This window comes from Pedobacter sp., from assembly GCF_045628745.1.
GTDB lineage: Bacteria > Bacteroidota > Bacteroidia > Sphingobacteriales > Sphingobacteriaceae > Pedobacter.
On record NZ_JAZQPU010000232.1, the window covers coordinates 1 to 5,819 of the forward strand.

The 5,819-nt window shown below is 40.1% G+C and carries 4 protein-coding genes; 3 read left to right on the top strand and 1 reads right to left on the bottom strand.

Annotated elements, in window-relative coordinates:
• Positions 1-18 precede the first annotated feature (18 nt).
• Complete coding sequence (locus ACR2F7_RS08790; RefSeq protein ID WP_432713204.1) at positions 19-894, bottom strand: N-acetylmuramoyl-L-alanine amidase family protein; 876 nt, start codon at positions 892-894, stop codon at positions 19-21.
• Positions 895-949: 55 nt separating this feature from the next.
• On the opposite strand from ACR2F7_RS08790, the gene ACR2F7_RS08795 reads away from it, so the two are divergent.
• The 3 genes from ACR2F7_RS08795 to ACR2F7_RS08805 form a co-directional block, all read left to right on the top strand.
• On the top strand, positions 950-3,613 hold the full coding sequence (locus ACR2F7_RS08795) for a putative LPS assembly protein LptD (RefSeq protein WP_432713205.1): 2,664 nt from the start codon (positions 950-952) through the stop codon (positions 3,611-3,613).
• 9 nt (positions 3,614-3,622) lie between these two features.
• Entirely contained in the window at positions 3,623-4,873 is a 1,251-nt protein-coding gene (locus tag ACR2F7_RS08800) for a competence/damage-inducible protein A (protein ID WP_432713206.1), read from the top strand.
• 122 nt (positions 4,874-4,995) lie between these two features.
• Positions 4,996-5,819, top strand: an 824-nt coding sequence (locus tag ACR2F7_RS08805) for a biotin/lipoyl-containing protein (protein WP_432713207.1), incomplete at its 3' end; no start/stop codon positions are given.

Genomic DNA, 5,819 nt, shown 5'->3' on the forward strand with positions numbered 1-5,819 from the left:
TTAAAGTTTTTCGCCCTGTTAATGTTCAACAGAAGCTTTATATCGTTGTATGGCCTTCAATAAACCATTCACCATTTCAATTTGTCCTTCCGGGGAGTTCATATAGTCCTCTTCAGAAGGGTTACTGATGAAACCAATTTCAGTTAAAATGGCGGGCATTCCTGCTCTTGCTAATACAGCAAGGCTTTTTTCCTGAACACCACGGTCAATTCTTCCGGCATTGATGTATTCATCCTGAACCATTTTCGCTAACTTCAAGCTTTGCGTACGGTAAGCATTTTTCATTAAAGATAGGATGATTACATTTTCTGGATTTGCAGGATCAAATCCTTCATAGTTCTCCTTGTAGTTTTCTTCCAGCAAGATCGCTTCATTTTCCCTTTTAATCACTTCGTCCTGCTCATTCATTCTACCCATACCAGAAACAAATGTCTCTGTACCACGGGTAGAGGTACTTTTACTATATACAGTTTTGTAAATAGGCACTCTCTTTCCTTTCCTTTTGGTGTAACCGCTCACAACGGTAGACCTGCGCAGTGGCATGTCATTGCAGTGAATAGAGATAAATAGATCTGCTTTGACCTTGTTAGCAAGGCCAATTCTATCATATAGAGGCACAAAAACATCGTCTGTTCTGGTGTAAACTACTTTTACATCAGGTATATTCGCTTCTATGGCTTTACCCAAATTTAGAGCTGTTTTTAAGGCTACTTCCTTCTCGGTAGAATATTCACCTCTGGTAGTCCCGTCTTTACCTCCGTGGCCGGCATCTATAACAATGGTTTTAATTTTATAATTCTGTGTAAACGCCTGATAACTAGAGTAGGTAACAATAAATATTGAAATAAATGCAGTCAAAATCAGATTTGGCCTAACCAATGGTATATTTTTCATTAATTTTGAACGTTTTGGATTAACATTAATGCAAAAATAACATTCACTTACTAATTTGAAACATTTACGCTACATCATTTTTCTGAAATCCATTGTTTTACTTTCTTTTATAAGTAACAATGCTACTGCATTTAACCGGTTTAACAGCTTCCAGGTGCCTCAGCAGACTGATAGTAGCAAATTGGATACCACAAAACGCAGCACTAAAAATAATACAAATAACGTGCAGCAGGTAGATTCAAAAATCGAATACTCTGCGCAGGATTCTACAAAATACAGTAAAGACAGAAGTGTTATCCATTTATATGGAAAGGCCAGGGTCATTTACCAGACTTTTGAACTTGATGCTGAATACATCAGGTATGACTCTAAGAACAACACTGTTTTTGCCCGTGGCCAGCATGATTCCAAAGGTCGTTATTATGGAAAGCCTATTTTTAAAATGGAAGGTCAGGGTTCCTCAGTTGCCGATTCGTTGTTTTATAACACTAAATCTGGCAAGGGTACCGTGTTTAATACTTTTACCGAGCAGGAGGGAAGTTTCTTTTCTGGCGGACAAAGTAAAAAACAACCCGATGATGAGATCCACGTAAAAAATACCGTATACAGTACCTGTAACCTGCCACATCCACACTTTGGCTTTTTCATCACCAAAGGTATCGTTACAGAAAAACAAGTGATTACCGGGCCCGTTTACCTTCAGATTGAAGATATTCCTTTACCTTTAGGTTTACCTTTTGCATTTTTCCCGAAACCCAACAAAAAATCTTCAGGCGTAATTATACCAAGTGTTGGTGAAGATGCCACACAGGGTTTCTTTCTAAGAGATGGTGGTTATTACCTAGGCCTCAGTGATTACTGGGATGGAAAGATTTTGGGTACCATTTACACCCGTGGATCTTACACAGGAACAGTTTCTGCCAACTATTTAAAGCGTTATAAGTACAGTGGTAACTTAAACCTTACCTATGCCAGTACTAAATTAGGCGTTGAGGGTACGGAATCTAACCGCCCGCAAAAGAATTTCCACATCAACTGGAACCACAGCAAAAACCCTAATGCCTCACCGGGTTCCACTTTTAGTGCACAGGTAGATGCCGGTACTTCATCTTATTACGCAACCACGGCAGCAAATAATACCTACGATCCAAGGGCCATCTCTAACAATGTGTTGCGCTCCAGTATCAGTTACAGTAAAACAGCAGGCATATTTAATTTAAGTACCAACGTAGGTGCCAGCCAGGAAACACAGACCAAAACAATAAGTTTGACATTACCGCAGGTAAGTTTAAGCATGACCAGTATCAACCCTTTCGATTCAAAAAAAAGAGTGGGTGAGCAAAAATGGTTTCAGAAGTTTAACGTGGGGTATAGCATGGATGCAACCAATACAGTAAGCACCACAGAAGATCTTTTGTTTGCTAAAGATGGGTTGAAAAGGTTCCAAAATGGTTTTAACCATAACTTCAACGGTTCCCTTCCCTTTACACTGGCCGAATATTTTAACTTTACCACCAGTGCAACTTATAATGAACAGTGGCACTTCCAAACTTTAAGACAAACACAATTGAGGCTGTTAAACAGACCAGATTCTTTGGTTTATGATACTGTTTCTGAATTTAAGCGTTCAGGAGAATACAGTGCCTCTTTAAACTTGACCACCAAAATTTACAATACCCTTCAATTTAAAAAGACCGGAAAAATACAAGCGGTAAGACATGTAATGACACCAACAATTGGTTTTAGCTATAGACCAGATTTTTCAACGCTGAGCAGAGGTTACTATAGAGAATTGTTATACCAGGATGGTACTCCTGTTTATGATGAAAGTTATAAGCGTAATAAAAAATATTCTATTTTTCAGGGAACACGTTACAGCGGACCCTCTGAAGGAGAAACAGCTGCCCTAAATTTTGGCTTGAACAATGATGTGGAATTGAAGGTGCTTTCTTCAAAGGATACCACAGGAACAGGTACCAAAAAAATCCCGATTATACAGGGCTTAAACATCAATGGAAATTATAACTTTTTAAAACCTTCTTATAAACTGTCGACTTTAAGTTTCAGTGGCCGTTCGCAGTTTACTGAAAAATTGGGCTTCAACTTTAGTGGAACCTTGAACCCTTACGATGTGAAAGATAGTGTGACTTCCTATGGCATCACTAAAAAGCTGGTTGACCGCTACACCTGGCAGAACGGTAAATTACCGCGGTTACAAAGCTTTGGTTTCTCGTTCGATTATAGCTTAAACCCACAGTCCTTTCAAAGGCGTGCTGCCAACCAGGAGCAACTGGAAACCACGGCTGCTGAAAAAGGCATTACTGCAGACCAGGCAAATGCTCTGGCTGCCATTAGCCGTGATCCAAATGCTTTTGTAGATTTTAATATTCCATGGAACCTTTCCTTCAATTACGGTTTTCAATACAGTACTGACGAGACGGGCCAAAATGGAAACACCACCCAAAACCTTACCTTTAACGGAGATTTTAACGCTACTCCAAAATGGAAGATACAGTTCAATTCTGGTTATAATTTTGAAACAAAAAGCATTTCTATTACTTCACTGTCTATATACCGCGACTTACATTGCTGGGACATGAGTTTCCAATGGGTTCCTTTTGGTACTTATAAAAGTTACTCGGTTACTTTAAAAGTTAAAGCTTCAATTTTACAAGATTTGAAATTGAGCAAACAACAGGGCTATTCTTCCCGTTTTTAATTTAAAATTATGTTAGCAGAGATTATTACTATTGGCGATGAAATATTAATCGGACAAATTGTAGATACCAATTCGGCTTGGATGGCCAAACAACTTAACCTTTGTGGCATCAAAGTGAAACAGATAACTTCAGTTTCTGATGATGCAGAACATATTGTAGAGGCCTTGAATGCCGCACGCAAAAGGGCCAATGTCATTTTGATAACCGGTGGATTAGGCCCTACAAAAGACGACATCACCAAAATTACCTTATCGCGTTATTTCAATATGCCCTTAAAAAGGGATGAGGAAACATTAAAAACGGTAGAAGGAATTTTTGCACGCCTCAACCGACCCATGATAGAGCTTAACCGCAAACAGGCTGATGTGCCTGAAGGGTGTACGGTGATCCAGAATAAAAACGGTACGGCACCTTGTATGTGGTTTGAAGACCAGGGAGCCATATTTGTGTCCATGCCGGGCGTTCCTTTTGAAATGATGTATTTAATGGAAGAAGAAATCCTTCCCCGTTTAAAAGAACGTTTCCAATTGCCTTTTATTTATCATAAAACCATTCTTACGGCTAACATTGGTGAATCTTTTTTAGCTACCTTAATAGAAGACCTTGAAAATAGTTTGCCTGAAAGTATTAAGCTTGCTTACCTGCCCAACCTTGGTCAGGTGAGGTTGAGGTTAAGTGCATCGGGTAGCGATGAGCAACAGCTGAAAACTGAAGTTGATCATTATGCAACCCTGCTGATGGAAAGAATTAGCCAGTATGTGGTAGCCGATGAAGATATTACCCTTGAAAAAGCACTTTTAAATTTAATGGAAAGCCGACAGCTGACTTTGTCGACTGCAGAAAGTTGTACAGGTGGTTATATTGCACATTTAATTACACAACACCCGGGTAGTTCCAAAGTTTATGAGGGCGGCGCGGTTACTTATTCTTATGCTTTGAAAGAAGCCGTGCTGGGGGTAAAACCCGAAACGCTGCAAAATTTTGGTGCGGTAAGTGAGGAAACCGTTAAAGAAATGGCCCTTGGTGCATTAGCGCGTTTCAAAACTGACTTCGCTGTTGCTGTAAGTGGTATTGCCGGACCTGATGGTGGCACCCCGGAAAAACCTGTAGGCACGGTGTGGATTGCAGTAGCTTCTGCAAGTGGCGTAACTGCTAAAGTGTTTCTTTTTGGAAACAGAAGGGTACAAAACATTAGCCGTTCTGCTGCTGCAGCATTAAACATGGTTCTGGCACAGGTAAAATTGGCTGAAGCCAAATAATACTTCGCTCTGTATCACTATTTAAGAATTAATATCACCATGTCTACGCAAGAATTGCATTAAGTCTTTAAAAAGATTTACTTTTGCAGGCGCTAACGAATATAAATTTACTGAAAATCAACATGGCTCAATACGAATTACTGTTACCAAAAATGGGGGAGAGCGTTGCTGAAGCAACAATTATCAAATGGGTAAAACAACCCGGTGATTTTATACAGCTGGATGATACACTTTTGGAAATAGCAACCGATAAAGTAGATTCAGAGGTGCCATCGCCTGTTGAAGGAAAACTGGTTAAGCTTTTATATAAAGAAGATGACGTAGTACAAGTTGGTGCAGTCATTGCCATCATTGATACCCATGCAGCTGTTGATGCCCCTGAAGTACAGGCTATCGTAGCTGAAGAAGCTCCACAAGAAGAAATTACTGCTGTTCCTTTTACAGAACAATTTACAGCAGACCCTATTATAGCTGCAGCTCCGCTTGCAGAAACTGCTGCTCCAGCAACAGCAGACAGATTTTATTCGCCATTGGTTAAGAATATCGCTGCACAGGAGAATATCAGTATCCAGGAATTGAACACTATTAAAGGAAGTGGTGCTGAAGGCCGTTTAACAAAAGACGACTTATTACAATATATACAAGAAAGTAGAGGTCAGGCACCAAATGCTAAAGCGCAGTCACAACCTGAACAGGCTGCACAGTCTGCACCAGCGCCAGCAAAAACAGCACCAGCACCTGTGGTGAGCATGAGTGGTGGTGATGAAATTTTTGAGATGGACCGCATGCGTAAGCTCATTGCAGAACACATGGTGATGAGTAAGCAAAAGGCACCTCATGTTACCTCTTTTGTTGAAGCTGATGTAACCAATATGGTGAAATGGCGCGACCGTGTGAAAAAGAACTTTGAAAAACGCGAAAACGAGAAAATCACTTTTACGCCAAT

What these genes read in the sequence shown, in the direction of transcription:
- ACR2F7_RS08790 (WP_432713204.1), bottom strand. Translation starts at nt 894, where the DNA reads ATGAAAAATATACCATTGGTTAGGCCAAATCTGATTTTGACTGCATTT.
- ACR2F7_RS08800 (WP_432713206.1), top strand. Translation starts at nt 3,623, where the DNA reads ATGTTAGCAGAGATTATTACTATTGGCGATGAAATATTAATCGGACAA.